The 24668-nt window shown below is 68.3% G+C and carries 18 protein-coding genes; 9 read left to right on the forward strand and 9 right to left on the reverse strand.

Annotated features, from left to right (window positions below):
• Window positions 1-144: 144 nt before the first annotated feature.
• The 3 genes from ACZ3I3_RS24715 to ACZ3I3_RS24725 all read right to left on the reverse strand — a co-directional run bounded on the left by ACZ3I3_RS24715 (window position 145) and on the right by ACZ3I3_RS24725 (window position 3015).
• On the reverse strand, window positions 145-1398 hold the full coding sequence (locus tag ACZ3I3_RS24715; RefSeq protein ID WP_467368462.1) for an ATP-binding protein: 1254 nt from the start codon (window positions 1396-1398) through the stop codon (window positions 145-147).
• The gene (locus ACZ3I3_RS24720; RefSeq protein WP_467368655.1) at window positions 1395-2117 is read right to left on the reverse strand and encodes a hypothetical protein; all 723 of its coding nucleotides are present in this window, start codon (window positions 2115-2117) and stop codon (window positions 1395-1397) included. Before ACZ3I3_RS24720 ends, ACZ3I3_RS24715 begins: the two co-directional genes overlap by 4 nt.
• A 394-nt stretch (window positions 2118-2511) precedes the next feature.
• On the reverse strand, window positions 2512-3015 hold the full coding sequence (locus tag ACZ3I3_RS24725) for a protein-tyrosine phosphatase family protein (RefSeq protein ID WP_467368464.1): 504 nt from the start codon (window positions 3013-3015) through the stop codon (window positions 2512-2514).
• Window positions 3016-3135: 120 nt separating this feature from the next.
• On the opposite strand from ACZ3I3_RS24725, the gene ACZ3I3_RS24730 reads away from it, so the two are divergent.
• A complete protein-coding gene (locus tag ACZ3I3_RS24730; protein WP_467368466.1) occupies window positions 3136-3939 on the forward strand; it encodes a nuclease-related domain-containing protein in 804 nt (267 codons plus the stop codon).
• 77 nt (window positions 3940-4016) lie between these two features.
• Here the strand turns inward: ACZ3I3_RS24730 and ligD are convergent, their stop codons facing one another.
• Entirely contained in the window at window positions 4017-4898 is an 882-nt protein-coding gene (gene ligD / locus ACZ3I3_RS24735; RefSeq protein ID WP_467368468.1) for a non-homologous end-joining DNA ligase, read from the reverse strand.
• Window positions 4899-4961: 63 nt separating this feature from the next.
• On the opposite strand from ligD, the gene ku reads away from it, so the two are divergent.
• On the forward strand, window positions 4962-5984 hold the full coding sequence (ku, locus tag ACZ3I3_RS24740) for a non-homologous end joining protein Ku (RefSeq protein ID WP_467368470.1): 1023 nt from the start codon (window positions 4962-4964) through the stop codon (window positions 5982-5984).
• Between the two features lie 29 nt (window positions 5985-6013).
• On the opposite strand, the gene ACZ3I3_RS24745 is transcribed toward ku, so the two are convergent.
• Window positions 6014-6583, reverse strand: a complete 570-nt coding sequence (locus tag ACZ3I3_RS24745; protein WP_467368472.1) for a helix-turn-helix domain-containing protein — start codon at window positions 6581-6583, stop codon at window positions 6014-6016.
• Between the two features lie 102 nt (window positions 6584-6685).
• On the opposite strand from ACZ3I3_RS24745, the gene ACZ3I3_RS24750 reads away from it, so the two are divergent.
• Together ACZ3I3_RS24750 and ACZ3I3_RS24755 are read left to right on the forward strand one after the other, a co-directional pair.
• Complete coding sequence (locus ACZ3I3_RS24750) at window positions 6686-7360, forward strand: AzlC family ABC transporter permease (RefSeq protein WP_467368474.1); 675 nt, start codon at window positions 6686-6688, stop codon at window positions 7358-7360.
• Entirely contained in the window at window positions 7357-7692 is a 336-nt protein-coding gene (locus ACZ3I3_RS24755) for an AzlD domain-containing protein (RefSeq protein WP_467368476.1), read from the forward strand. Before ACZ3I3_RS24750 ends, ACZ3I3_RS24755 begins: the two co-directional genes overlap by 4 nt.
• A 69-nt stretch (window positions 7693-7761) precedes the next feature.
• On the opposite strand, the gene ACZ3I3_RS24760 is transcribed toward ACZ3I3_RS24755, so the two are convergent.
• A complete protein-coding gene (locus tag ACZ3I3_RS24760) occupies window positions 7762-8229 on the reverse strand; it encodes an Asp23/Gls24 family envelope stress response protein (protein ID WP_467368478.1) in 468 nt (155 codons plus the stop codon).
• A gap of 100 nt (window positions 8230-8329) precedes the next feature.
• Window positions 8330-8941: a TetR/AcrR family transcriptional regulator gene (locus ACZ3I3_RS24765; protein WP_467368480.1), complete on the reverse strand. Its 612-nt coding sequence runs from the start codon at window positions 8939-8941 to the stop codon at window positions 8330-8332.
• Between the two features lie 96 nt (window positions 8942-9037).
• Here ACZ3I3_RS24765 and ACZ3I3_RS24770 point away from each other — a divergent pair, with 96 nt between their 5' ends.
• A complete protein-coding gene (locus ACZ3I3_RS24770) occupies window positions 9038-9295 on the forward strand; it encodes a hypothetical protein (protein WP_467368482.1) in 258 nt (85 codons plus the stop codon).
• A 312-nt stretch (window positions 9296-9607) separates the two neighbouring features.
• Here the strand turns inward: ACZ3I3_RS24770 and ACZ3I3_RS24775 are convergent, their stop codons facing one another.
• Together ACZ3I3_RS24775 and ACZ3I3_RS24780 are read right to left on the reverse strand one after the other, a co-directional pair.
• Window positions 9608-10570: a L,D-transpeptidase family protein gene (locus ACZ3I3_RS24775; RefSeq protein ID WP_467368484.1), complete on the reverse strand. Its 963-nt coding sequence runs from the start codon at window positions 10568-10570 to the stop codon at window positions 9608-9610.
• Between the two features lie 30 nt (window positions 10571-10600).
• On the reverse strand, window positions 10601-11065 hold the full coding sequence (locus ACZ3I3_RS24780; protein WP_467368486.1) for a hypothetical protein: 465 nt from the start codon (window positions 11063-11065) through the stop codon (window positions 10601-10603).
• Between the two features lie 1272 nt (window positions 11066-12337).
• On the opposite strand from ACZ3I3_RS24780, the gene ACZ3I3_RS24785 reads away from it, so the two are divergent.
• The 4 genes from ACZ3I3_RS24785 (at window position 12338) to ACZ3I3_RS24800 (ending at window position 24609) form a co-directional block, all read left to right on the forward strand.
• A complete protein-coding gene (locus tag ACZ3I3_RS24785; RefSeq protein ID WP_467368657.1) occupies window positions 12338-20086 on the forward strand; it encodes a golvesin C-terminal-like domain-containing protein in 7749 nt (2582 codons plus the stop codon).
• Window positions 20087-20117: 31 nt separating this feature from the next.
• The gene (locus ACZ3I3_RS24790; protein WP_467368488.1) at window positions 20118-20729 is read left to right on the forward strand and encodes an SMI1/KNR4 family protein; all 612 of its coding nucleotides are present in this window, start codon (window positions 20118-20120) and stop codon (window positions 20727-20729) included.
• Window positions 20730-21125: 396 nt separating this feature from the next.
• The gene (locus ACZ3I3_RS24795) at window positions 21126-21686 is read left to right on the forward strand and encodes a hypothetical protein (RefSeq protein WP_467368490.1); all 561 of its coding nucleotides are present in this window, start codon (window positions 21126-21128) and stop codon (window positions 21684-21686) included.
• A 991-nt stretch (window positions 21687-22677) separates the two neighbouring features.
• A complete protein-coding gene (locus ACZ3I3_RS24800) occupies window positions 22678-24609 on the forward strand; it encodes a DUF4209 domain-containing protein (RefSeq protein ID WP_467368492.1) in 1932 nt (643 codons plus the stop codon).
• The last annotated feature ends 59 nt before the right edge of the window (window positions 24610-24668 follow it).

The raw sequence follows: 24668 nt of genomic DNA on the forward strand, positions 1-24668 counted from the left end.
AGCTGACTAATCGCCACATTAGGAGCGCCCTGCGGACCCCGCCCTTCACGCTGGGCCATAGGGGGACGCCGCGAAGGGGCGCGGGGAACTGCGCGACCAGCACATGCGGCCCGCAGGGCGACGATCGACCGCCGTCCCGGGCTCTCACTCCGCGGTCAGTCTCAGGGTCGCCACCGCGCCGCCGTCCGGGGCGTTGCCGAACTCCAGCCGCGCCCCCAGCACCTCGGCCTGTCCCAGAGCGATGGTCAGCCCCAGACCGTGCCCCTTGGCGCCGCCCTCCGTCCGGAACCGCTGCGGCCCGTGCGCCACCAGGTACTCCGGAAAACCGTCCCCGTGGTCCCGGACGGTGACCACCGGGCCGTCCACGGTCAGCACCACCGGCCCCCGCCCGTGCTTGTGCGCGTTCGCCACGAGATTCCCCAGCACCCGCTCCAGCCGCCGCCGGTCCGTCTCCACGGCCACATCCCGTACGACCCTGACCTCCGTGTCGCTCCCCGCTCCCCGCACCGCCCGCTCGGCCAGCGGCCCCAGCAGCTCGGTGTCCAGCTCCAGCCGCTCCCGGCCGGTGTCCAGCCGGGAGATCTCCAGCAGGTCCTCGGTGAGGGTGCGCAGGGCCGCCACCCGGTCCCGCACCAGCTCGGTCGGACGGCCGGGCGGCAGCAGTTCGGCCGCCGCGTGCAGCCCGGTCAGCGGGGTGCGCAGCTCGTGCGCCACGTCCGCGGTGAACCGCTGCTCGGCGAGCAGCTTGCCCTGCAAGGACGACGCCATGGAGTCCAGCGCGGCGGCGACCGCCGCCACCTCGTCCTGCGGGCGCGCCGGGGCCTTCGTCCGCGGGTCCGTACGGGGGTCGTTCACGCGCGCGTCCAGGTCGCCCGCGCTGATCCGCCGGGCCACCAGCGCCGTGGTGTGCAGCCGCCGCGTCACCCGCGTCACCGCGAACGCGCCGACCAGCAGTGTCGCCCCGATCGCCAGCCCCGACGACCACAGGATCGCCCGGTCCAGGCCCGCGATGGTGCGGGCCTGCTGCGAGTAGTCGACCGCCACGGCCAGGGCCCGGTGGCCGTCGGCGGGCCCGGCCGCCCACATCGTGGGGCGCCCCGCGAAGTCGGCGACCATCGTGCCGCGGTCTCCGGTGACCGCGAGGTCGCGCAGCGCCGGGGGCAGGCCCGGGGGATCCACGCCGGCGCCACGCTTGAGCGAGTCCCCGGCCTCGTACCGCTCCGTCGCCTGCGTCAGCCGCTGCAGCGCCTGGTCGCGGGCCTGGCCGACGGTCTGGTTCGTCACCTGTACGTGCACCAGGACGCCGAGCAGGGCGGCCAGCGCACAGCACATGACGGTGATGAAGGCGGCGGCCTTCGCGGCGAGCGTTCCGGACCACTGGGGGCGCATGCGTCTCATCCGGTGCTCGCCGAGGGGGAGACGCCGGGGGAGGAGGCGGACGGGGTAGCGGAGGGCGTGGTGGAGGGCGCGCCAGAGGGGTGCAGGGAGTGCTTCCGCGGGCCGGTGCGCAGCATCTCGTCCTGGGTGAGGAGCATGGCCCGCTGGTCCCGGTCCCAGGTCCACTGGAGGCGGTACTCATAGCCCGCGACCTCGGACGGCGAACGGATGACGAGGGAGCGCCCGGCCAGTTCGACGCCGCTCAGCGCGTCTTCCCAGGCCATCACCTGCACGAGCCGGTGCTTCTCGACCGTGTAGACGCGCACCGCGGTGGTCTTGCCGGGCAGCAGCCGGAAGCCGAGCGTCAGATCGTCGCGCCCGTCGCCGGTCAGGTCCCGGTAGTACGGCCTGAGGACCGGGCAGCGTCCGTGCCCCGGGCCCTTGCCGCAGTCGGCCATCCGGCGGTTCGTGTCGCGGTGGGGCGCCTTGTCGCCGGCGTAGTCGCCCGGGCTCGCGGCGATCTCGGCCCGGACGACCCCGACCGGGTCCACCCGGCGGATGTCGTCGCCGGGCACCTCGACACCCTTGACCACGTCGGTGTTCACCTCGCCGATCTCGAAGGCCGGACTGGACGCAGGCGTCAGCTCCGGCCAGAGCCGAGCCGGACCGACGGCCGTCGGCGTCGACCCGGCCCCCTCCAGCCCCCCGGCGTCCCCACAGCCCACGGCCCCCAGGAGCAGGAGACCGGCACCGGCGACACACCGGGCGACCTTTCCGCGCTTCCGGCGGCGGCCGTCGGCGCGGGGCGAAGGGCCGTCCGAGCGGCCGGCAGGCTCGTCCGAGCGGCCGGCAGGTTCGTCCGAGCGGTCGGCAGGTTCGTCCGAGCGGCCGGCAGGCTCGTCCGAGCGGTCGGCAGGTTCGTCCGGGCAGCCGAAAGGCTTGTCCGGGCAGCCGGAAGGGCCGGCCGGGGGACCGGGAAGGTCATCGGGGCGGCCGGGGAGGCTGCGGACGCGGCTGACGGGCACTGCACTCCTGCGGTTCGAGGGTGATCACACGGCTCGGACCGACCGTCGGCCCCGTACACCTTATTCGTAGGGAAGTCCTATTTGCGCGCGAGGGAGCCCATGTGCCGTCCTACTCGGTGAGCTCCTCCAGCAGCCGGGCCGTCACCAGCCCGGCCCGCAGGTACTCGACGAACAGGTCGTTGTGCAGCGCCCAGGGCGAACGGCGGTCCCGGATCAGCCGGATCGCCGCGTCGGCGGAGCTCCCCCGCCGCATCAGCGCGTGCGCGACGACGAGGCCGGAGCGGTTGTACCCGTGGTAACAGCGGACGAGGACCGTGCGGCCCCCGTCCAGCGCCTCGCACGCGGCCTCGGCCAGCCGGATCACACCGGCGAGCTGCGTCCCGTCGAGGGGCCCGTCGGGGATGGGCCAGACGTGGTGCAGGACGTCCGGATCGGGCCCGTGCCCCGGCAGCCGCAGCAGCGTCTGCACCAGGTCGAACTCGTCCCGTACGACGGCGAACTCCGGATGGCCCAGCCCGCCGGTGTACTCGTGGCCGCCCATCCACAGCCCGGGGACGACCTCGTTCCAGGGGCTCTCCGGAGCCGGTACATCGGGTTTCCTGCGGGTACGCAACGGCGCCTCCCCAGCGTCACCGCCCGAGGGCCTGCCCGGCGGGTCCAACTCCTCTCAAAGGTAGCCGGGTTCTTGCCCCCGCAGCACCCCGCCTGTTCCCATGGTCTGGGGTGATGGTGCATGGACGGACTGCGCGTCATACCGACCTGGCGGCACGGTCAGGAGCGGCTGTACGTCTGCCTCCCGGACGGCAGGAACATCGCCTGGTACGACCGTGAGGCGGGCCGGGTCAACCTGCTGGGCGAGGACCGTGAGGACGACGTGCTCCGCGTTCTCGGGCCTTTCCTCACCGGCCCCGTGACGGTGGGGCCGCCCCCGGTGCCGACCCCCGCCGAGCTCGCCCGGCTGACCCTCCACCCCGATGACGACCTGGCCCCCAACCGCCCCGGCGAGGCCCTCCTCGTCGCCCTCGACCGCGACCCCGGCCCGGCCCGCCGGCTGCGCCCCGACCCGCGCCGCAGGGCCCTGGAGGCGGAGCAGACGGTCGGGGACGCCCTGGACCGCCTGGACGGCGCCGGCTGGCACGCCGTGCACTCCGTCCCGCTCCCCGGCGGGAGCCGCATCCACCACCTGCTGATCGGCCCCGGCGGGCTGTACGCCCTGCACGCCCTGTACGCGCGCAAGCAGCGGGTGACGGTCACCGACCCCCTGGTCACCCTGGGCCGTCGCGAACCGACCGCCCTGCTCCGCGGCGTCCGCGCCGACGCCGACCGCGCCTCCTACGCCCTGACGGCGGAGGTCCGCCCCGTCCTCGCCCTGGTCGGCCCGACGGCCGTGTCGGTCCCGGCCGCACCGCGCGAGGTCCGCGTCCTCACGGACCTGGAGGTGCAGACCCTGGCCCGCCAGGGCGGCGTCCTGAAGCCGGCGGACGTGGAGGCCCTGCACGCGATGGCACGGGACCGGAACACCTGGACGCGGGTGTGAGGGCGTACGCGGCCCGTACCTGCCGAGGGCGCACCGTAAGTCCCGTGACTAAGCAGCAACTCCCGTAACTCCGGTAACTAAGGCAGCCGGCCCGCGCTGTCCGGGTCGAGGAGCGGGGCGAGCAGGTCGCCGTAGTCCTGCACCCGGGCCGCGATGTCGGTGGCGTGGAAGTCCAGCCGGCCGGGTGAGCCGCACTCCTCGACCTCCTCCCAGGTCACGGGCGCCGAGACGGTCGGCCCGGGGCGGGCCCGGAGGGTGTAGGGGGTCGCCGTGGTCTTCCGTGCGGCGTTCTGGCTCCAGTCGACGAAGACCTTCCCGGGACGCAGGTTCCTGGTCATCCGGTGCAGCGCGAGCCGGGGCATGGCCTTCTCCGCCTCGACGGCCAGCGACTTGGCGTACTCGGACACCCGCTCGGAGGACGCCCCGCGCACGGCGGCGAGCAGATGCAGCCCCTTCGAGCCGGACGTCTTGGCGTAGGCCTCGACGCCGTCCGCCGCGAGCCGTTCCCGCAGCCACAGCGCGACCTCACAGCACTGCACGATGCTCGCGGGCGCTCCCGGATCCAGGTCGAAGACGATGCGGTCGGCCTCCTCCGGCGAGCCGACGAGCCACTGGTGGGTGTGGAACTCCGTGACGAGGTTGGCCGCCCACATCAGGCTCGGCAGGTCCTGCACCAGGACCATCCGCGAGGGTCCCTCCACCCGCGGCACTTCGGCGGTGGTGACCCAGTCGGGCGTACCCGGCGGGACGTTCTTCGTGAAGAACACCTGCCCGTCCGGCCCGTCCGGATACCGCAGGAAGGACACCGCCCGGTCACGCAGATGGGGCAGCAGGACCTCGGCGACGGTCGCGTAGTAGTGCAGGACCTCGCCCTTGGTGAAGCCGGTGGCGGGATACAGCACCTTCTCCAGATTGCTGAGCGGGAGCCGTCGCCCCTCCACCACGGTGATAGGCGCCATACGATAAGAATCCCACGCGAATCGTGACAAACGCTCCCGAGAGTGACCGGAAGGGTGCTGCACGTGAGATCCATATGGAACGGCGCCATCTCCTTCGGCCTGGTCAGCATTCCGATCAAGCTGGTGAACGCCACCGAGAGTCACTCGATCTCCTTCCGCCAGATCCACACCGAGGACGGCGGCCGCATCCGCTATCGCAAGTTCTGTGAGCTGGAGGACCGCGAGGTCACCCAGGGAGAGATCGGCAAGGGCTACGAGGACGCGGACGGCTCGATCATCCCGATCACCGACGAGGACCTGTCGAGCCTGCCGATCCCGACGGCCAAGACGATCGAGATCGTCGCCTTCGTCCCGGCCGACCGGATCGATCCGCTCCAGATGGACGCCGCGTACTACCTCCAGGCGAGCGGCGCCCCGGCGGCCAAGCCGTACACCTTGCTCCGGGAGGCGCTCAAGCGCAGCAACAAGGTGGCAATCGCGAAGTTCGCGCTGCGGGGCCGGGAACGCCTGGGCATGCTCCGGGTGGTCGGCGAGGCCATCGCGATGCACGGGCTGCTGTGGCCGGACGAGGTCCGCGCCCCCGAGGGCGTGGCCCCCGACACGGGCGTCACGGTCCGGGACCAGGAACTGGACCTGGCCGACGCCCTGATGGACACCCTGGGCGAGGTCGACCTGGAGGACCTGCACGACGAGTACCGCGAGGCCGTGGAGGAGGTCATCGCCGCGAAGGCCGCCGGCGAGGCCCTGCCGCAGGCCCCCGAGCCGGCCACGGGCGGCAAGGTCCTCGACCTCATGGCGGCCCTGGAGAACAGCGTCCGCGCGGCACGCGAGTCCCGGGGCGAGGAGGCCGGCGAGCACGCCGAGGTCAAGTCGCTCCCGCAGCGCAAGACGGCCCGCCCGGCGCCCAAGCAGACCGGCGGCAAGAAGTCGGCGTCCACGGCGAAGAAGACGGCGGCCAAGAAGACCACGGCGTCCGCGAAGAAGTCGACCGCCAAGTCCGGCCAGGGCACGAAGAAGACGGCGTCGAAGAGCACCGCGAAGAAGACGACCACGAAGAAGTCGACCCCCCGCAAACGCCCGGCCTGACCCGAAGGGCCCTCTTCGGACCTCGACGCTCAGTGATGCTCGGAGACGAGCACCGCACGAGTCCCGGGCTCCAGCGCCTGGAAGACGTGCGGGACGTCGGCCGGATAGCAGATGTAGTCGCCCGGGTGGAGCTCCACCGGCTCGTCGGCGACGCCCACCAGGGCCCGGCCCGAGCTGATCACGACGTGCTCGACGACTCCGGGCGGGTGCGGCGCCGAGGAGCGCTGCGGCCCCGGCTCGGCGGCGACGCTGTAGACGTCCCGCCGGGCCCCGGGCGGCGAGGCGGCGAGGAGCGTGGCCCGGTAGTCGCTCTGCTCGGAGCCGACGGCCGGTCCTTCTCCCGCCCGGATCACCTGCACCTGCGGCCGCGGCACGGCCACCAGCCGCGAGAAGGGGATCTCCAGGGCCACGCAGAGTGCCCACAGCGTCTCCAGGCTGGGATTCCCGGTGCCCGACTCCAGCTGGGAGAGCGTGGACTTGGCGAGCCCGGCCCGGCGGGCGACCTCGGTGAGGGACAGCCCCGCCCGGACGCGTTCCGCCCGCAGCGATGCGGCGATCACTTCGATCGGGGGTTTGGAGACGGATCCGGCGTCGGACATGGCGTGTTCGCTCCAGAGGTCATTCGTTCGTCTTGACGAACATCGTAAGCCATGTTCACTATAAAAATCATGCGTTCGTTTTGGAGAACAGGTCGGACAGCGATGGGCCGAACACTGGATGGCCCGCTGCTCCGCGACATCGCGCTGGTCTGCCTGGCGGTAGGAGTGATCGGCCTGTCCTACGGCGCCGTCGCCGTCACGTCCGGGTTCGCCTGGTGGTTCCCGGTCCTGATGGGGGCGCTCGTCCTCGCCGCCTCGTCCGAGTTCCTGTTCGTCGGCATCATCGCCGCCGGCGGCAGCCCGATCGCCGCGCTGCTGGCCGGGCTGCTCGTCAACGCACGCCATCTGCCGTTCGGGCTGGCGGTGCACGACGTCCTCGGGCGGGGCTGGCGCGGAGCGCTCGGCACGCACCTCATGAACGACGAGACGGTCGTCTTCGCCCTCGCCCAGGACGAGCCGGAGCGCAAACGGGCCGCGTACTGGCTCTGCGGCCTGGGCATCCTGATCTGCTGGCCCGTCGGCGCCGCGCTGGGCGCACTGCTCGGCAGCGCCGTGCGGGACACCGGCGTACTCGGCCTGGACGCCATGTTCCCCGCGGTGATCCTGGCGCTGATCCTGCCCGCGCTGAAGGACAGGCCCCTGCGGCGCACGGCACTGGCCGGCGCGGCCCTGGCCCTGGCCGTCACCCCGTTCCTCCCGGCGGGCCTGCCGGTCCTGCTGGCACTGGCCGCCCTGCCCCTGTTCACCGTCCGGATGAAGAAGGAGGCGACGCGGTGAGCGACACCGCCCTCCCCCTCACACCCACGCTGGCGGCGATGCTCGCCCTGGCGGCCGGCACCTTCCTGCTGCGCCTCTCCGGACCGGCCCTGCGTGCGCGTTTCAGGCTCCCGGGGCGCGCCGAGAAACTGCTGGAGATCTCGGCGGTCCTCCTGCTCGCCGCCCTGGCCGCCACGTCCGCCCTCACCGACGACCACGCCTTCACCGGCCCCGCCCGACCGCTCGGGGTCCTGACCGGCGGGGTGCTCGCCTGGCGCAGGGCCCCGTTCCTCGCGGTCGTGCTGGCGGCGGCGGGCACGACCGCCTCGCTGCGACTGGCGGGAGTTCCGTGACTCCCCTTTCGGCGACACCCCCTTCGGCGGCATCCCTTCGGCGACAACCCCTGCGCCGGACCCGGATCCTCAGGTCACGCGCCGCCCCTCCTGCTCGGACTCGCCCTCGTCCTCCTCCTCGTCCGGCAGATGGACGTCGTCGACGGCGATGTTGACCTCGACGACCTCCAGCCCGGTCATGCGCTCCACCGCGTTGACGACGTTGGTCCGGATGTCCGCGGCGGTGTCGGCGATGGCGGCGCCGTACTCGACGACCACGTCGAGGTCGACGGCGGCCTGGCGCTCACCGACCTCCACCTTCACGCCCTGGGTGACTCCACTGCCCCCGCCCGGCACGCGCTGGCGCACCGCCCCGAAGGCCCTGGTCATCCCTCCGCCGAGGTTGTGCACCTCGGGGATCTCCCGGGCCGCCATGCCCGCGATCTTCGCAACGACCGTGTCCGCGATCGCGGTGCTTCCCCGGGCCTCCGGGGGAGCGGCGCCGTCCTGCTTTCCCGTGCCGGTAGCGGTGTCTCTGCGCTGTGTGGTCTCCGTCATGGCCGTCCCCTCGATGATCCGTGCGGGGTGAGCAGCGTGGTTCTTGTCCACCTGTATCCACCGTAGAACACTGGTGCATATGGGGCGAAAGTGCTGAAAGCTATCGGGCGCCTGCCCGTCCCAACAGCGAGTCGACGTGGCGCTGGAGGACGGCCGACGCCACCTCCGGGGACTGATGCCCCGCGACGACGTGGACGGTGAGACCGTCGGCCACGGCGAGGAGCGTATGCGCCTCCTGGACGGCGTCGAGATCCCGCGGGATCTCCTCGGTGTCCTGGCCGTAGCGGATGAGCCACACGACGAGGTCATGGAGCTTGCCGTACGTCTGATGCAGGACGGCGGCGAGCCTCGCACTGGTGGGAGCGTGACCGACGAAGGCCAGCCACGCATGCGCCTGAGCCCTCGACTCCTCGTCCAGCAGGGCGAGCTCGGCCAGGGTGTGCGACAGCAGGGTGGCCGCGGCCTGTGGCGTGGAGGTCGCGGCGATGCGCTGCTCGGCGCGTTCGCTGACACGTTGTGAGATGTGCTCCAGCGCGAAGAGCAGCATGTCCTCCTTGGTGCGGAAGCACCGCTGCACAGCCCCCATGGACACCTCCGCCTCGGCGGCGACGTCCCTGAGACTGACGGCCTCCATCCCGGAACGCGCGATCAGGGCGCACACCGCCTCCGCGATCCGCAGCCGCCGCTCCTCGTAGTCCACCTGCTTGGGCACGCGCCGCTCCTCACTTTTCCGATGCACTTGCATCGTAGCCGCCGACCCCGCACGATGTGATGCGACCGCATCGAAAAACTAGCGAAGGGACCCGCCATGCCGAAGCGGCAGCGGCTCAACACCTCGGACACCACGTCAGGCCAGGGCCTGCTCTGGCTGTTCGGCGCCATCCTGTCCATCCAGGGCTTCGGCTCCGCCCTCACAGAGGCAGGCTGGAACACGAGCTTCGGCGTCGCGGGCCTCCTACGGGCGGCGGACGTCCCGCAATGGGGAACGCTCCTGGTCGGCTGCGCGGGTACGGCCCTGCTGGCGACAGCGGCATGGCGGCGCTATGCGAAGGGGCGTGGAGCGTGAACGACGGGCCCGCACAACCCTCTCGGGCTTCTGCAGTTGCCCGTTGGCGGCGTGCGGATGGGCTGAGGGCGGCTGTGCGGCAGGCCCTCTTCGCTGACCGCCCGTACCCAGCAGTCTGACTGGGACGATGCCCCAAGAACCCGTCCACAGCTCGTCCGCGGACCCCGATCACGACTTCCTCGTTCGCATACGCACCTGCGCCGGGCCGTCGACCGATTGACGGCTCCCACACCCGCGCGAGGTTGTAGACCTTCACCGACCTTTCGGCCCGGCCACCCGGGCCCGGATCGGCGGACGGGCTGGAGGCGGTGCTCAGCCGATGCTGATGCGGGGGTGGGCGGACGGGGTGATCCAGCTCATGATGCGGTCCATGGTGGCCCGGGGGACGGACACGCAGCCGGCGGTGGCGCCGTTGCCGTTGACGTGGAGGAAGATGCCGGCGCCGCGGCCGGGGGTGGCGGGCCGGCGGTTGAAGTCGATGACGAGGGCTTTGGCGTACTGGGTGGGGTAATTGATGAGGTGTTCGCTGCCGCGGTCGCCGGACTCGGTGAGGGGGAAGTCGGCGCCCGCCTCGCCGTGCAGGGAGTTGTAGAACTTCGACTCGGGGTCCTGCACCCACCAGTCGTCGTCGGTGACCACGTGGTAGGGCATGGCGGTGCCGCCGGCCACGTGGCCGAAGCCCTCGGTGATGGTGTAGGTGCCGGTGGGGGTGGTGTAGGTGCTCTGCCGGCGGGTCGCCCCGTCGGTCACGCCGTTGGAGCCGACCCGGCCCGCGCTCGTGCCGAACTGCGCTTTCCAGCCTGAGGACCCCTTGGCCCAGGCGGTGACGGTGGCGTAGGAGCCGCTGGCCTTGACGGTGATCAGCTGGGTCGCGTCGCCCACCTCGACCGGCACCGGGAAGTCTGGCGCGGCGGGGGCCCGGGCCGCGGATCCCGTATCGCCGGAGCCCGACCCTGAGCCCGACCCCGATCCCGTGCCGCTCGCGGACTGTCCGGTCCCCTTCGCGTCGCCCGCCGATGTGGAGGCGGATGCTGAGGGCGAGGTGGATGCGTCGCCGGAGGCGGAGGGGGAGGGGCCGGCGGAGGGGGAGCCGGAGGCGCTGGGTGACGCGCTGCCGGCGACGGCGTCGGCAGTGGTGTCCTTCGGCGACTGCGGCACCTCGAGCGAGTCGGTGGCCGCGGTCTGTCGGGCGTTGTGCCCGCCGCAGGCGGAGATCACGGTGAGGGTGCTGAGAATTGCGGCGCTGACCAGAGCCTTCCGGGCAAGGGTGTGCACAGGGAACTCCTCGGGAGAAGAAGGGCGAGCTCAGCTCGCGGTCGCGGGTGTGGTGGGCAGGGCGCCGGTGCAGGTGGCGCGGCCGAACGTGCCGCTGGCGGTGGCGCTTTGGATGTAGCGGCCGCGGATCGTGAGGGTGCAGCGGGCCTGACCGCCGTTCTCGCCGAGGGTGATGCTGACGGTCGGGGCCTGGCCGAGGGGAACGTCGACGGTCTTGCGCCAGGGCAGGGCGGCGGCTTTGACGACGGTGGCCTGTCCGGCCTCGTTGCGGGCCTGGAAGGTGATGTCCGCGGTGCCTCGGCCGGACACCTCGTAGGTGACCGAGGCGGTGGGGGTGCGGCGCTCCGGCCTGCTGTCGCTCCCGCCCGTGCCGAGGACGCCGTAGGTGACGAGCCCCGCGCAGATGGCCAGCACCACGCCGGACACGATCAGAGCGGACCGGTTCGCGCGCCGGAAAAGTGACGGCGTCGCGGATTCCTGTGTGTTGTCGTCCATGAATTATCCCCCTCGGAAATGGGATTGTTCGAAGTTGAATCGGGCGGGTTATACACGATGCTGTTCGCCGACAGCAAGCGAAGGGAAATATCGGGCACTCGGCGACCTTTTCAGTGTCGATCGTCCGCAATGTCCGACCACTTGACAATGCGTCACCGGAATGAATAGAAACCCGGCGCCCCGGTCTCTGAACTCGTGTCTTGCGGCCGGGGCTAATTCCGGCGGCATGTTTATGCCATGACGCAAGAGGAAAGGTTTGGCGTGAAACCCAGACTGGGCAGGCTGATAGCGTGTCTGGTGGTAGCCGCGGTGACGAGCACCGCGTTGCCCCAGGTCGCGTATGCGGCGCCCGCTGACGACGGTGATGACAAGGGAATTGTCGACACCGTCAAGGGCTGGTTCGCGGATGACGATGACGATGGCGGGGAATTGGCCAAACCGCCGTCGCATGACGAGCTGGAGATGGCCGACCGGCAGAAGCTGCCGAAGGGCAAGGCCGCTCCGAAGGCGAAGCGGGTCAAGGAGCTGAAGGGCCGGCGCACGGAGAGTGCGCGGTTCTGGCAGCTGTCGGACGGCCGGGTGGAAGCGGAGCTGTCGGCGGTGCCGACGTCGTACCGCTCGGGGTCGGGTAAGAAGGCCTCCTGGAAATCCATCGACACCGCCGTGCGTGGTACGAAGGCGAAGGGCTTTGAGTTCGCCAACACCACGAACAACGGGCGGTCCTGGTTCGGTGACGACGCCGACCGGCTGGTGCGTTTCGCGTCGCCGAGCGGCCGTTCGGTCACCCTCGGTCTCGACGGCGTGAAGGACGAGGACCTCAAGCCGACGGCCAAGGGCTCCACGGTCACCTACGAGGATGTGGTGCACGGCGCGGACATCCAGTACGCCGTCGGCCCCGGCCGGGTGAAGGAGAACATCACCCTGGCCGAACGCCCCGACACTCCAGTGAAGTTCACGTTCACGCTGGATGCGGACGGTCTGACCCCGAAGGCGCGCAAGGACGGCTCGATCGCGCTGTACGGCGAGTTGCCGAACACGCCGGAGCTGGTGATCCCGGCGCCGTACATGACGGACGCGAAGAAGGCGGAGAAGTCCGTCTTCGGCAGGACCTACAGCACCAAGGTCACCCAGAAGCTCACCAAGGACGGCGACTCCTGGAAGCTCACCGTCACGCCGGACGAGAAGTGGCTGGCGTCGAAGGAGCGGCAGTACCCGGTGGTGATCGACCCGACGATCACGATCGCGCCGTCACCGACCGACTCCCAGGATGTCATGGTCCTGTCGGACCAGGCGTCGGCGAACTTCAACACCACCTGGAAGCTGTCGGCGGGCAAGACCGACACGGGTACCTCCCGGTCGTTGATCAAGTTCCCGCTGAGCGAGATCCCGTCGGGCACGCAGATCGACACCGCGCGCCTGGAGATGTACTTCGACCAAGCCCACACCACCAACGCCAACGATGTCACCATCGGCGCCTACCGAGCCACCGGCACCTGGGACGAGCTGTCGGCGACCTGGGACAAGACCAGCACGCTGGTGGGCGAGTTGTCCGGCACGAGCGTGCAGGTGGACGACGGGGACGCCGGGACGACGGCGGCGGTCGGCACGTGGAAGCCCGGGGCGCAGACGTACGGGATCGACGGCGACTACCTGTACAACAAGGACTCGATCACCACTGACACCTACACCTGGCAGCCGAAGATCCCGGAGACGGCCTCCTACCGGGTGGACGCGCACCATGTGACGGCCTCGGACCGCTCCACGGCGGCCCCTTACACGGTGACCGGTCAGGACGGAACGGCCACCTACACCGTGGACCAGACGGCCGGTTCGGGCGGGGTGTGGGCCTCCCTCAACGGCGGCTCGCAGATCGACTTCGCCAAGGGCACGGCCGGCAAGGTCGTCCTGGGGGACACCGACAGCTCGACGGCGGTGATCGCGGACGCGGTGCGCTGGGTGAACCCGGCGTCGATCGTGAAGAACACCGGCGAGTACAACCAGTGGCACAAGTTCCCGGTCACGGACACGGTGCAGAAGTGGCTGGACGGCACGGCCAACCACGGCTTCGTGCTGAAGGCCACGGACGAGTCGGCGACCGCCAAGACCGGCGGTCCGCGCTATGAGGCCGGTGACGGCGACTACGGCGGTGAGACCTCCACGATCCCGCGGCTGACGGTCACCTACGGCAAGGTCGGCACGACCCTGAACTCGCCGACGGTGACCCACGGTACGGGCCCGGAGCTGTCGTGGAAGACGTATTCCAACACCACCGGCGACAGCGGCCTGGACATCGTTGAGTACCAGCTGCACCGCTCCACGCAGCAGGCCTTCACGCCCTCGGCCGCGACGCTCGTCGCGCCGATCGACAAGGCGGCCACCAGCTACACGGACACCACCGCGACACCGACCCCGGACTCCTCGGCGAACGAGATCGGCCGCTCGTACTACTACCAGCTGGCGGTGAAGACCAAGAGCGGCGAACTGCTCGGCTCACCGACCCGCATCGTCGGCGTGCCGAAGGCGGGCCGCACGATGCGGCTGATCCAGGGCACATCGGGGGTGACGGACACGACCCTGTCGTCCGCGCAGCCGACCACGAACCAGGACGCCATCCAGTCCTTCGGCGTCGGCCAGAAGTGGCTGAGCGTCGGCAACAACTCCACCACCTACGGCAAGACCCGCGCGGCGTTGAAGTTCGCCACCTCCGACATTCCGACCACGGCCACGGTGCTGGAGTCGCGGCTGTTCATGTGGGGTGCGGAGACCACCACCGGCACGAACGGTGCGATCTACGAGCTGCGCGGTCTGACCCGGGACTTCGCGGAGACGTCGGCCACCTGGAACAACGCCACGTCGACGACGGCGTGGACGACGCCCGGCGGTGACCACTCCGGCACGGTCTCGGACACGGTCGCCCAGGTCTCCGAGGTCGGCCGGCACTGGTGGGACGCCACCTCGCTCACCCAGGGCTGGGCCAGGACACCGTCCTCCAACAAGGGCGCGATGATCAGGCTGAAGGACGAGACGGCCACCGGCCCGCAGGAGCGCAGCCTGTTCCTCGCGTCGGAGGCGTCCGACTACCAGCTCGGTCCGCTGCTGCGCGTGATCTACGTCGACTCCACCACGGAGGACACGTACTACGCGCCGCAGACCCCCGCCCGCATGACCCCCAACTCGACGTACACGGTGGACTTCACGGTCACCAACACCACCTCGAGTGCGTGGGCGAGCGGGGAGCGGGTGCTGTCGTACACGTGGAAGCTCCCGGACGGCACGGACGTCACCACCGGCGGCAATCAGCTCTCCACGGCGATACCCGCCCTGAGCCCCGGCCAGTCGGCGACGATCCAGGCACAGGTCAAGACGCCGATCAACTCCGACTCCGGCAACAAGCGCACCGAATACGTGCTCGGCTGGGACGTCAAGAAGGTCTCCGACGGCAGCTGGCTGTCCGCCGGCACCGGTGGGATTCCGACGCTGAAGCAGAACGTGGCGGTGGAGGACCCGACCTCCAACGCCCTCGGCCTCGAGAAGTTCTACTCCTACACCGGCAAGAACACCGGAGCGGGCTCGACGGTGATGAACAACCTCGCCTCGGGCAACAGCGTGTGGTCCTACAACGCGTTCACCAACCCCGGCCGCGGCCTGACCACGTCCGCCCGGTTCGCGTACAACTCGCTGGACACCTCCGACACGGTGTCAGGCGCGGGTTGGTCGGCGCAGCTGGCAGGCCCGATCCGGTTGGGCGCCCCGCTGGACTTCCACCCCAAGCCGAACAACAACGCCACGGAGATCCGTCTGCCCGACGGCGACGGCACCACGCACGTCTTCACCAGGCAGGCCGACGGCACCTGGAAGGCCCCGGCGGGCGTCCACTACCGCATCACCATGAAAGCGGGCCTGGACTGCACCCCGAACAAGGACCCGGTACCGGACGCCTGGACCCTGCTGCGCCCGGACGGCACGCGCTTCTTGTTCGGCTGCGACGGCTACCTGACGTCCGTCGTCGACAAGAACGGCAACACGCAGACGTACACGTACGAGGAACGCAAGTCCAACAACAAGCCGACGAAGTTCCTCACGTACATCACCGACCCCGCCGGCCGGCAGTCCCTGCGGGTCGAGTACTACAAGAAGGGCGACGCGTCCTACGAGTACATCGACGACACGGGCGCCAAGGTCACCGGTTCGAACCTGACGAACTCGAAGATCTACGACCACGTCAAGTCGATCACGGACATCTCCGGGTCCGCCCCGGGCCTGCCGGTCCGTAAGATCTCCTTCTTCTACACGACGAAGGGCCTGCTCGGCCGGTTCACCGACGGTGACGGCTCACCCCAGCCGAAGGTCTTCAAGTTCACCTACGACGCCACCCAGGGCAACAAGAACGTCAAGCTGGTCAAGGCCACCGATCCGCGGGGCAACGGCACTCAGCTGGCGTACTACGCGCCGCAGGCCGGTGACGATCCGAAGTACCACTGGCGGACCAAGACCATCACGGACCGACTGCAGGGCAACACCGGTTTCGGGTACGCGGCGAACACCACGAACACGAAGTTCACCGACACCACCGTCACGGACGCCGAGACACATGCCACGAAGTACGTCACGGACGACTTCGGGCGCCCGGTCCAGACGACCAACGCCAAGTCCCAGAACGTCAAGATGAGCTGGGACGCGGACAACAACGTCACGTACCTGGAGGAGGACAACGGGGCGAAGACCGCGTACTGCTACGACCAGAAGACGGGCTACCCGCTCTGGAAGCGTGACGCGGAGAACAACAAGTCGGGTGTCCCGGACCCGACGACCACGTGCGTGACGGACACCTCCAAGTGGCCGGCCAGCGCCGTCAGGTACGAGTACCAGACCCGTGCGGACGGCTACTCCGCCGACCTGTTCCGCAAGACCTCCCCGGAGGGCCGCACGTGGCAGTTCGGCTACGACACGTTCGGCAACCTGAAGACGGTCACCGACCCCAAGGGTGTCGCGACGACGACGGTCCCGGACGACTACACGACGAAGTACGAGTACGACTCCTACGGGCAGCTGACCAAGGCCGTCGACGCCAACGGCAATCCGACGACGAACAGTGACTTCGGGCCGACCGGCTACCCGGCGAGGATCACCGACGCACTGAACAAGTCCACCTCGTACGTGTACGACGAGCGCGGTCAGGTCACCGAGGTCACCGACGCGCGGGGCAAGACGACCAGGCAGGACTACGACACCTTCGGGCGTCCGCTGGTCTCGACCGTGCCGAAGGACCAGGACGAGGCCGAGCTGATCACCACTCCGGCCCCGGAATTCGACGCCAACAACAACGCCACCACGGTCACGGCGCCCAACGGCGCAGTGTCCACGGCGGTGTACGACGCCGCGGACCAGGTCATCTCCGCGACCGCGCCGAAGGACTCGCCGACCGCTCCCGAACGCACCACGGCCTACACGTACGACAAGGTCGGCAACGTCAAGACGGTCACCGAGCCCAAGGGCACCGCGACCCCCTCCGTCCCGGGCGACTACCTCACCACCAGTCACTACAACGAGATCTACCAGCTGACCTCGGTCGTCAACGCCGCCGGGGACAAGGTCGCCTACCAGTACAACAACGTCGGCGACGTCGTCACGGTCATCGACCCCAAGAAGAACGCGACCGCCGACACCACCGACTACTCCACCAAGAGCGAGTACGACCTGAACCACCGCGTCGTGCGGGTCACGGACGCCGCCGGGAAGTTCACGTCGAGCACGTACGACAAGGACGGCCTGGCGGTCGAGACCACAGACCAGGAGGGCAACACCACGTTCGTCACCTACGACGAGCGCGGCAAGCAGACAGAGGTGAAGGTGCCTCACGAGGGCACCACCTACCGCGTCTCCAGGACCGAGTACGACCAGGTCGGCAACGTCACGAAGGCGATCAGCCCGCGCGGCACCGAGACCGCGACGGCGGGCGACTTCGAGAGGCGTACCGAGTACGACGCCCTCAACCGGCCGACCAAGCAGTACCAGCCGTACGCCCCCGGCGACGCCCGCTACAACGACCCGAACGTGTACAGCGAGACGGTCTACGACGAGGTCGGCCGTGTGGCGAAGACCTCGCTGCCGCCCTCCGAGGGCCAGAGCGTCCGCAATGACACCACCTACGAGTACTTCGACAACGGATGGCTGAGGTCGTCCACGGACCCCTGGGACATCACCACCACCTACGACTACAACGACGTTGGTCAGCAGACCGCCCGCACCCTGACCTCGGCCGGTGGCTCCTTCAACCGCACCATGGGATGGAGCTACTTCCCCAACGGCCGCCTCAAGTCGAAGACGGACGACGGCGTGCCGGTCGGCACCGCGGTCCCGATCGTCGACAACTCCGACACTCAGAACACCAGCTCGACCGGCACCTGGACCAAGGCCAGTGCCACCGGGCAGCAGGGCCACAACCACCAGGTCCACGCCGCCGGAGCAGGGACCGACGCGTTCACCTGGACGCTGAACATCCCCAGGGACGGCACCTACACCGTCTACGTCAAGTACCCGCAGGTGTCAGGAGCGGCCACGTCCGCCAAGTACACGGTCACCCACGCCTCGGGAACCACCGACAAGACGATCAGCCAGGCGACAGGAGCCGGGACCTGGGTCCCGCTGGGCTCCCACACCTTCACCCAGGGCAACTCCGCCAAGCTGCAACTGTTCCAGAACAGCGGCGGTGCCGTGGTCGCCGACGGTGTGAAGCTGGTGCGCGACAACTCGGGCGACACCGACACCGAGAAGCACACCTTCACCTACGCCTACGACCTCAACGGCAACCTGGCGTCGATCGACGACACCTCGTCCGGTGCCAGGATCGACGCGTACACCCTGACCTACACCGGCCTCAACCAGGTCCAGAAGGTCACCGAGGCGCTGGCCGGCCAGGAGAAGAAGGCCACCACCTACTCGTACGACATCAACGGCCAGCCGGAGACGATCAGCCACCCCGACCAGCACTCCAAGTTCACGTACGACCTGCGTGAGCTGGTCAAGACGGTCTCCGTCGGCGACTCCGCCACGGATCAGTCCCCGCATGTCTCCTCGTACACGTACACCGACCGCGGACTGCCGCTGCAGGAGACGAAGCCGAACGGCAACACCGTCGACCACACCTACTACCGGGACGGCACGGCGAAAACCCAGACCGAGAAGAAGCCCAACGGCACCCTGGTCTCCTCGCACACCTACGCCTACGACGCCAACGGCAACCTGGCGCAGGACGTGTCGAAGAAGATGAACGCCGACAACCGCACGGCGTACCTCTCCTCGACCACCAACCTCACCTATGACCCGGCCGACCGGCTGGCGCAAGCGGTGAAGACCGGCACGGGAGCCGGCACGGAGAGCTACGTCCACGACGACAACGCCAACGTCGTCAGCCAGACCGTCAAGAACGAGTCCACGGACTTCACCTACGACCGCAACCGGCTGCAGACCTCCACCACGAACGGAGTGACGTCCAACTTCACCTACGACCCCTTCGGACGGCAGGAGTCGGTCACCGCTGACGGAAAGATCCAGTCCCGCAACGTGTACGACGGCTTCGACCACGTCGTCGAGTCCCAGCAACGGGGCGCCGACGGCACCATGAAGTCGACGACCTACACGTTCGACCCGCTCGACCGCACCACGGCCAAGACCGCGAACGGCAAGACCACCGACTACCAGTACCTCGGCATGTCCGACGAGGTCCTGAACGAGGAGGTCGCCGGCGCGCTGACGAAGTCCTACGAGTACAGCCCGTGGGGCCAGCGGCTCTCCATGGTCAAGCGCAACAGCGACGGGACGAGCGAGGACGCGCACTACGGCTACAACAGCCAGAGCGACGTCGAGACCCTCACCACCGACACCGGTGACACAAAGGCGACCTACGGCTACACCGCCTACGGCTCGGAAGACACCTCCGAGTTCACCGGCATCGACAAGCCGGACGCTGCCGACCCGACGAAGGAGGCGTTCAACCCCTACCGCTACAACGCCAAGCGGTGGGATGCCCAGTCCGGCACCTACGACATGGGCTTCCGCGACTACGACCCGGGCCTGAACCGGTTCACCTCGCGGGACATGTACAACGGCGCCCTGGCGGACATGGGCCTCGGCACCGACCCCTTCACCGGCAACCGCTACGCCTTCACCGGCGGCAACCCCACCAGCAACGTCGAACTGGACGGGCACTGGTTCGCCCTGGCCATGCCGGCGCTGTCGCTGGGCCCGGTGGGTGTCGCGGTGGTGGCAGCGGTGGTCGTCGTCGCCGCCGTGGCCTACGTCGCCACCGAGGTGGCGAACGACACCTCCGACGACACGTCCGACGAGTCGAAGGAGGAGGCAGCGCCCAAGCCGGAGCCCAAGCCCACGCCGCGAGGGCCGGCGCCCAAGGACGACACGCGGACCGGAGGCGACTGCAGCAGCGGCTCGGGCGGCTGGGTCGAGCACGGTGACCTGGACACGAAGAACGGCAACCGTTCCACCGGCGCCACCGCGTGCCTGACCAAGTCGTACCTCGACACCCACAAGGGAACCAGGACGAACCCCAAGGTGGTCGCACCGCCCGGATACAAGTGGGCACAGCGCACCGCCGGATTCCTGGGGGCTGTCCCCGTGGAGCGGAACATCAACGCGTGCCACCTGCTCGGCAAGCAGCTCAGCGGCTCGGGAACCCAGTTGGAGAACCTGGCCACCTGCGCTCGTGGAGCCAACGACTGGCAGAACGGCTCGGCTCAAGGCGCCAACAACATGAAGAACTACGAGAACCAGGTCGCGGCCGCCGTCCAGGCGGGGCAGGCAGTCTTCTACCAGGTGACGCCTGCGTACAGTGGCTCGAGGACCGTACCGATCGGATTCAAGATCACCGCCTACGGCACGAATCCGGACGGTTCGACGGGCCTGCAGATCAACAGATACGTGCCCAACGTGCTGGCGGGGCGGAACCTCGGAACGTTCAGCGACCAGAACACCGGGCAGCCGGTCCCCACAGGAGGAATGCCGTGACAGGGCCGATCGAGACGGAAGGAGCGGCGCCATGACGGCATGGGACGACCTCCAGCGCGTCATGCCTCCCACGGCGGCGAGCGACACCCGGATGGACTGGGACCGCGTGGCGCGGTCCTGGGGCAAGCAGTTCCCGCCCGACTACCGTCGGTTCCTCGACGTGTACGGAGCGGGGTCGATCGAGGCATGCCTGGCGGTCCTGGCGCCCTACTCCAAGGGAGAGTCGTCCGCACCGGGTTCCGACGCCATGGCCGAGGAGACGGCCAACGCCAAGGGAGCCTGGGGCAGGATCCCGAAAGTCCCCGAAGCGGCCGGCCTTGATCCGGTGCTGATCGCGTGGGGGGTCTCCAGCGCGGCCGACATCCTGTGCTGGGACACCTCGACCGAGGACCCGGTCACCTGGCCACTGCTTGTGTACAACAGGGACGACAACCTCTGGCGACGCTACGACTGCGGGGTGGTCGAGTTCTTCGTGCGCGTCATCCGGGCGGAGTTCGACGACTGTCCGCTCGGAGACCTCTCCTTCTGGGGTACGGGCTCGGCTCTCTTCCTCAACGAGGCGGAGCAGCGACGCCGCCTCGCCCAGGGCCTTGACCCGTGGACCGGTGAACCCGATCCGTACGCGGGCATGTCCTGGAGTTGACGTGAACAGGTGTGGGCCGGGCCGGGCTCCGGCCCGGCCCACACCGGCCTGGGTGCTCAACTGGTCGGATCCGGCGTCCTGGACCGAATGGGCGACACCGAGGGGGACGTCTTCCGTCACTGCGAGGAGCGCCGGCAGGAGTAGCCCTGCAATCGGCCTCGATTCCCCTGGCCCGCGCGCCCGCCCGCGTGCGTGCAACGCGTCGGACCAGTCCGGCTCCCCCGTCACGCCGACGCCGACCAACGAAAGGGTGAAAGGTTGTACGCGTCCTGTGACCTTCATGTGTGTGAATCAACACGCCTGTGACCCGTGATGTTGGTGACGTGACATCCGCTTGATCGATCGGGAGTTCCGCAAACAGGACTCCCGACGGAGCGAGCGAAGGGGTGGGGTCCCATGAGCCCAGTGGACGGACATGTTCCGGAGGCCGAAGTGATGCGGTCGTGCGCCGCGAGGTTCGTCGCCCGTGTCACCGCCCGCACCCGGCTGCCGCTGGACTACTCCGTGGCCAGCCTGCGGATCGTGGACTTCCTGATCGACGGGCTGCGCAAAGGCGGGGCCGGACGCGAGCAGGTGGGGGACACTCTGTTCGGGCTCGGCGCCTACGTCGGTGAGGTGCTCGTGCGCCGTGCGGGGGCGGTGTGGGTGGACTTCGACGCCGACCAGCGCACCTACTTCGTCCAGCCGGTCGGGGTGCAGATGCCGGACGGCCGGGTATGGAACCCGCTCGGCAAGGTCCGCAACCGCTTCGACCACGGCGGACCCGGAGAATCGCTCCAGACTTTCTATCTGACGCTGCACGGTCGGGCCAAGGGCCGTCGCGTGAGGAGCACCTCTGCCGCGCTGGCGGTGCTGCTCGTCGCAGCGCTGACCGGCTTCGCCGACTCGTCGGACGAGGGGCAGCCCGTCGAGTTCGCACGGCGCACGGCTCAGAGCCCGCTGACCGCCCTCGCCTAGCCTCGCACCGCGTCCGAGTTCCTCGCCCGCGCCAAGGAGGCGACGACCGGACACAAGGGCCGGACGTTCGCGGTGTGACCGCGCCCCGATCTTCCGCCGGACCACCCTGAGCAGGGCTTTCCTGCGGTGCGTCGCTCGCGCAGGCACCCCTCGGGTAGGCACCCGTTCGGTCGCCACGGCCACCGCCCATGCCCGGTCGCCGAGCGCGGGAGCTGGCACCCGGCGTTGCTCGCCCGGAACGTCCGCCAGGGGGTGGCGACTCGCCCCCGCCCCCTCCGAGTGGTGGTTGACGTCCTGCCTTCGGCGGCGACTTCGCCGTTGGCCGCGGCACTGACGGTGATCGCGGTCGTGTTCTTCTTTGGACGGCTGCCCCGGCGGTCGGCCGGGCAGGGTTGGCGGCGTGCTGTGCTGAAGTGAAAGCGACGCGCCCCTGGATCGGCGCAGGGTGGGAGTCCAGTCCTGAAAGTGACGTGCGAGGGCCGAGCCAAGCGCCTTTGGCCCTAGAGAAACGCACCAACGGCGGGCGTCGTCGTGAACGCAACTCCCGACCTGTATTTCTGCAGGCCGGGAGGCTTTCCCGGAGTGCCCCCGGCAGGATTCGAACCTGCGCAGACGGCTCCGGAGGCCGCTTGGTAGCTGGGTAACGCGGCAGGCCACGCCCTGCGCGGGGCAGACCAGCTGCGACGAGTCCACGCATAGTCCACGGCTGACTGAGGACCGCCATAGGCGTAGCCACCCTTGGGCGCCGCCGAGGCCCGGCCAAGATCTGTCTTCTTGCGCCATGGGATAGGAGGGCCCAGCACCGACGCCGCCGCAGCCGTTCCCCCTCACGTCCTCAGTGGCACGGGCCAATGGTTGGACTGCGCTACTCCAGCAAAAATCACCTCCAGCGGCATCCCCGGTCGGGCAGACTCTTCGAGCGACGATGAGTCAAAGAACAGCAGCCGAGCAGGTCGCGGCTGATCGGTCTATTCAAGGGGGGCAGGGCCGGATGGACAGCGTTCCCAGCGATGAACGAGCGGCAGAGCCTATTGCGTTCTCTTACGATCAAGATCGAATTAACACAATTCGCACACTGATAACGCGAGCGCATAGCACCGCCACGAGTCATCATGAAATTGCGAGTCGCATCTTTAGAGAGCAGGGACAAGAGGACGCAAAAATCGAAGCGGAGGTCAGGGAAGTCGCTTCCACCTTCTACTATCGCCTCCACTTGGAGCGGGGTCCCGGGTCGAAGCCAGGTGCAACCCTTGAGCCTCTAAACGAAACCGGAGAGGGACATTTCTGGCCACGCCCTATTAGGGCGGCTGGATCGGAAGTTCTGAAGCTGTGGGACAGCCTTCTGTCCGAAAGCATCGAACCTGAAATTCAGGGCCTTCTGGCAGATCTGTTGTTTTCTGCTCGATACCCCAAGCCGCACATATACGCACGTCGGGCGGTGGAATCTTACGTAGCCGCACAGAACGGAAATTTTAGCCAGCTCGATAAGAGCGTGATGCTGGTGCGAGCCTGGTCAATTCTTCGACCTCTACGACTGAAAGATCTTGAACCTTCAGTCGAGAAAGCCATGATAGGTCTTGTCGGGAGCACGTTGAGAGCAGACGCATCGGCCCCTGGCACCGTACTTCCGCTTCTTCGATGCCTTTTGGAAGGTCGACTCAAGGAAAAGAAGGGGCCAAAGCAGGCCGACATTCCCGCCGAGGCGATCGATTACCTATTTTCCGCACTTGACCGATATAAGGCAGATCACCTTTCCAAGCAGCTCGCCTACATGGCACGTGACTGCCTGAGCAACAAGGAGCTGATAGATCTCGCGCTTCGCAAAGCCGCATCGAATCTAATGGAAGCGGCCGAGCAGGCAACGGAAGGGCACGCGAAAACACACTGGCTGCAAGAAGCTGCTAAATTCGCGCGGAAGTTCCACCTGGATGATATCCACGGTGAATGCGTGAGGAAACTGCAAGCGATCGACCCATCGACGTTTCAATGGATGACCATCAGGGCTGCCTCAACCATACGCGCGAGCGACATTGAATCTTATGTGCGAACTTTCGATCAACCTGAATTGTTCGACGCGCTTATTGCATTTTTCGAAACCCCATCCCCTACCGGATCGCGCGAGGAAAACGAAAGGATAGCTAAGCGCATCATCGAGAACTCGATAACCCATAAGATAATGGGTACAGCCACTTACGGCGCTCACGGGCTCCCGCAGAAATCTTACGGCACAGAGAGCGAAAAGCTACAGTATCAAATCAACAGCATCGAAAGCATAGCCATGGGAACGCAGGGCGGCATTCTTTCGGCAGCATTGGACCGAATGGCGGGTACGCACGTGATCCCTCCAACCGGAGACCTTGCCGCGTGGCTCGCGGAACGGTACGGGTCAGATCCTGGCCTCTCCACATCACTCGCGGAAAGCCTACTGCTCTACTGGGGACGCGACTACATTTCTTGCGTACAGTTGGCAATGCCAAGAGTTGAGGCAGCTGTCAGATCGCTTCTGTTGCTGCTAGATGAACCGATTTACCGCGTCGAAGAGGAGAAATCGCTGGGACAATTCCCAGGCCTGGGCGCCATGCTTCCGCTACTTGACAAGCACGGGTTCGACCCAGACTGGTCTTCCTTCATACGCGCTCTACTCCTGACGCCGGGACGCAACCTTCGGAATATTGGAGCGCATGGATTCCTGCAGGATGTCGACAAGCAAACCGCGGCACTAGTAATTCGCGCCCTGTCTGTGGTAGCGCTGCTGGCGCCCGAAGAAACGAGCAGAAAGGCATGCGATCTTCAGGAAGTCAGGGAATCTCTATCTTCCCCAACAGGACGGAAGCGCATCGGCTTCTTCGATCGCCTACTTTTCATGGTTTCGTCACGATTGAACGCAATACTCTCCCTCCGTTTGGGGAGACCGAGACGTTGAGGGGCCGAGGGCTGCACCGGGTTAGGGCTTCGCAAACAGCTCGCGGTGCCGGCATCTCA

This window comes from Streptomyces sp. NPDC016851, assembly GCF_055562795.1.

Excerpts from the sequence above, each read along its gene's own strand:
- ACZ3I3_RS24750 (WP_467368474.1), top strand. The coding sequence starts at position 6,686 with ATGGGCCGAACACTGGATGGCCCGCTGCTCCGCGACATCGCGCTGGTC.
- ACZ3I3_RS24785 (WP_467368657.1), top strand. The coding sequence starts at position 12,338 with ATGGTCCTGTCGGACCAGGCGTCGGCGAACTTCAACACCACCTGGAAG.
- ACZ3I3_RS24770 (WP_467368482.1), top strand. The coding sequence starts at position 9,038 with ATGCCGAAGCGGCAGCGGCTCAACACCTCGGACACCACGTCAGGCCAG.
- ACZ3I3_RS24800 (WP_467368492.1), top strand. The coding sequence starts at position 22,678 with ATGGACAGCGTTCCCAGCGATGAACGAGCGGCAGAGCCTATTGCGTTC.
- ACZ3I3_RS24790 (WP_467368488.1), top strand. The coding sequence starts at position 20,118 with ATGACGGCATGGGACGACCTCCAGCGCGTCATGCCTCCCACGGCGGCG.
- ACZ3I3_RS24795 (WP_467368490.1), top strand. The coding sequence starts at position 21,126 with ATGAGCCCAGTGGACGGACATGTTCCGGAGGCCGAAGTGATGCGGTCG.
- ACZ3I3_RS24760 (WP_467368478.1), bottom strand. The coding sequence starts at position 8,229 with ATGACGGAGACCACACAGCGCAGAGACACCGCTACCGGCACGGGAAAG.
- ACZ3I3_RS24780 (WP_467368486.1), bottom strand. The coding sequence starts at position 11,065 with ATGGACGACAACACACAGGAATCCGCGACGCCGTCACTTTTCCGGCGC.
- ACZ3I3_RS24715 (WP_467368462.1), bottom strand. The coding sequence starts at position 1,398 with ATGAGACGCATGCGCCCCCAGTGGTCCGGAACGCTCGCCGCGAAGGCC.
- ligD (WP_467368468.1), bottom strand. The coding sequence starts at position 4,898 with ATGGCGCCTATCACCGTGGTGGAGGGGCGACGGCTCCCGCTCAGCAAT.
- ACZ3I3_RS24730 (WP_467368466.1), top strand. The coding sequence starts at position 3,136 with ATGGACGGACTGCGCGTCATACCGACCTGGCGGCACGGTCAGGAGCGG.
- ACZ3I3_RS24745 (WP_467368472.1), bottom strand. The coding sequence starts at position 6,583 with ATGTCCGACGCCGGATCCGTCTCCAAACCCCCGATCGAAGTGATCGCC.